At 58.7% G+C, this 2,798-nt stretch carries 3 protein-coding genes and 1 pseudogene; 1 reads left to right on the forward strand and 3 read right to left on the reverse strand.

Annotation, left to right across the window (positions count from 1 at the left end; all coding sequences use genetic code 11):
• Positions 1–168 (forward strand): annotated as a pseudogene (locus FB593_RS27685) (IS5/IS1182 family transposase); the annotation flags it as partial.
• A 181-nt stretch (positions 169–349) separates the two neighbouring features.
• Here the strand turns inward: FB593_RS27685 and tnpC are convergent.
• From tnpC to tnpA, 3 genes are all read right to left on the reverse strand, one after another.
• Entirely contained in the window at positions 350–1,915 is a 1,566-nt protein-coding gene (gene tnpC, locus FB593_RS27345) for an IS66 family transposase (protein WP_145167656.1), read from the reverse strand.
• A gap of 72 nt (positions 1,916–1,987) precedes the next feature.
• On the reverse strand, positions 1,988–2,335 hold the full coding sequence (gene tnpB, locus FB593_RS27350; protein ID WP_145167658.1) for an IS66 family insertion sequence element accessory protein TnpB: 348 nt from the start codon (positions 2,333–2,335) through the stop codon (positions 1,988–1,990).
• Complete coding sequence (gene tnpA, locus FB593_RS27355; RefSeq protein WP_145167660.1) at positions 2,332–2,694, reverse strand: IS66-like element accessory protein TnpA; 363 nt, start codon at positions 2,692–2,694, stop codon at positions 2,332–2,334. The genes tnpB and tnpA overlap by 4 nt, the downstream gene beginning before the upstream one ends.
• Positions 2,695–2,798 lie beyond the last annotated feature (104 nt).

Consider the following 2,798-nt stretch of genomic DNA (forward strand, 5'->3'; position numbering starts at 1 on the left):
GTGAGCGTCCGGCGAAAGCGTTTTCGGGTGTCGAGAGATGGAAGCTATGAGCCGCGTTTCATTTCATCGGCCATGACGCGGTCGATCATTTCAGGATCGCACTGTGTGTCGATGAGGAACTCGCGGATACCGCCATCCCACGTCCTGATGTCGGCAAGTAGGCTTTGAAGTTCTTCGATGCCATTCCCGGTCAGACCCTTCGTGCCATCTTCACTGCCATCGCTGACGTAAACCAGTTCGCCCTCGGAGATGTTGTCCGGGTTTGCGGTTACTTCTTCGATCAGTTCGAGGTTTTCGCCGATCATGCCGGCGACTTGGCTGAGCGTATAGATGAACCTCGAGCGAGCCATCAGGCGGCCTCGCATCGAGCTTTTGCTGGTATCCAGTTCCAGGGCAGCAGATCTTCAAATCGGTCCTTGGGGTGATCCTGGATCCGGGTCAGGACATCTGTCAGGTAGAGCTCCGGATTATGGCCGTGCAGTTTGACCGTTTCGATGATGGTCAGGATGTTGGCGATGCGCTCACCGCCCTTGTCTGAGCCTGCGAATAACCAGTTTTTTCTGCCGAGACCCAGCGGACGCATCGCTCGCTCAGCTATGTTGTTATCGATTTCGACACGGCCATCGTCGATGTAGACGCTCAAGGCGGCCCATCGCGACAGCGCATATCGCATTGCCTCGGCCAGCTTCTGCTTCTGTGGCAGCGTAGAAAGCGTGGCTTCAATCCAGGCCTTAAACTCGTCCAGAACGGGCCGGGCATGGTGTTGGCGCAGGGTACGCCGCTCGTCAGCTGACATGCAGCGGATACGGTTCTCGATATCGTAGAGCGCGCCGATGCGCGACAGCGCTTCCTCCGCGATCGGTGACGGCTTCAGCTTGATCACATCATGGAACTTGCGCCGCACATGCGCCATGCAGGCGGCCTCAACGATCTGGTTGCCGTAGAGTTTTTTGTAGCCTCCATAACCGTCGGCATGCATGACGCCGCTGAAGCTTGCCAGGTGGTCAGCCGGATGGGCCCCCTTGCGGTCAGGGCTATAGTAATAGGCGATGGCTGCCGGAGTGGTGGCTTGATAGCCACTGCCGTCGAAGACGTAGACCCAGACCCTGCCGGTTTTTGTCTTGCCCCGCCCGGGGTCGAGAACATCGACCGGGGTATCGTCCGTATGTATTCGGTCAAGCGCGGCGATGTGGGCCCTGATCAACAAGACGATGGGTGTTAGCAAAGCGGATACGCGGCCGACCCAGTCGGCCATCACGGAGCGCGATATGTCTATTCCCAGCCGATCATACATCTCTGAGAGCCGGTAAAGCGGAATGTGATCATCGAACTTGGAGACCATGATATGGGCGAGCAATCCAGGCCCGGGCTTGCCGCGCTCGATCGGCAAGGTCGGCATCTCACCAGCCACCGTCGTATCGCATTCCTTGCAGATCATACGCTTCTCGACATGGCGGACAATCTTGACCGACGCCGGCACGTGCTCCAACACCTGGACCACTCTGTCCGCCGCCTTCAGGAATGACGTGCCACCGCAGGTCGGGCAATTGCACGGAGCCGCATAGATCAGCTCTTCGGTGGCGAGACCATCAGGCAGAGGCTTGCGCTTCGGCTTGTCCGGCGCGTCGTCCAACTCCGGCAGAGGAGTTTTCCCGGAGCGCAGTTCAGCCTCGGCACGGGAAGCCTCGATCTCCTCCAGCATCAGTTCGAACTGCTCTATCTTCCGATCAATCTTTTCCGAAGAGGCGCCATGCTGCCGATGTCGGAGAAGCTCCAGTTGCGCGCGAAGAAGCCCTATGATGGAGTCTCGCTTGATGACCTCGGCTTCCTGGCTCTCAAGCTTCGCCGCCTGTTCGGCGACCAGTGCGCGCAAAGCAGTGAGTTCGTCCTGACTGTCCAGCGGCGCTGTTTCCATATCCGCAAATCTAGCCGATTTGCCTCTGACGCGCCAGCGTTAAGCCTCGGATGCCCTTGCAAAATATAGCTTTTATCCCGTTCGGCCAGGAGCGGACGTCCATGCCGGGCGGCGCCAATCAATCCCCTCAACCAGCATGGAAAGCTGCGCCTGCGTCAGGTGCGCGACACCTTCTTTCGCTGTCGGCCAGGGAAAGTATCCACGCTCCAAAATCTTGTAGAACAGGCAGAACCCCTGGCCGTCCCACCAGAGAAGCTTGATCCGGTCGGCGCGCTTTCCGCGGAAGCCGAAGATCGCGCCCGAGCCCGGCGCCTCCTTCACGACCGTCTCGACCAGTGCGGACAGACCATCAATGCCGCGCCGCATATCGGTCACTCCGCAGGCCAGATAGACCTTTACATTGCCCGATGGCCCGATCATGCCGCCTCCACGCAAGCGATCAGCGGACCGAGCAGCTTCAACTCAACGTCAGCAGGAACCTTCAGGCACCGACCGTTCCGCAGCAATATCTCGACGATCGCCGGCCTCGTTACCGCGGTAGACGCCTGACTTAAGCCAGCCTCCTCCATGATTTCCACTGGAAGGAACACCGTCGGTCGATCAACATAGTTGAACGACTTCCGCCACAAGCGGATCTGGCCAGGATGAACGTCATGCCGGCGCGCAACCTCACCAATGCGAGCACCGGGTTCATCAGCTTCCTCCAGTATCCTCAGCTTCGCCTCGTCCGACCAGCGCCGCCTGCGCTCGGTACCGGACATGATCTCCATGCGAGCCATAAAACCTCTTTGTTCTGGTATTAATGTCAGCACTAATGCTGGTTCGAATGCCAGAACATCGCCTGATTTTCCCGATCAGCAAAAACAGCTCACCGGACGCTCAC

Source organism: Rhizobium sp. SJZ105, assembly GCF_007828365.1.
GTDB lineage: Bacteria > Pseudomonadota > Alphaproteobacteria > Rhizobiales > Rhizobiaceae > Agrobacterium > Agrobacterium tumefaciens.

Coding starts and splice junctions, on each gene's coding strand:
- tnpC (WP_145167656.1), bottom strand. CDS start 1,915: ATGGAAACAGCGCCGCTGGACAGTCAGGACGAACTCACTGCTTTGCGC.
- tnpB (WP_145167658.1), bottom strand. CDS start 2,335: ATGATCGGGCCATCGGGCAATGTAAAGGTCTATCTGGCCTGCGGAGTG.
- tnpA (WP_145167660.1), bottom strand. CDS start 2,694: ATGGCTCGCATGGAGATCATGTCCGGTACCGAGCGCAGGCGGCGCTGG.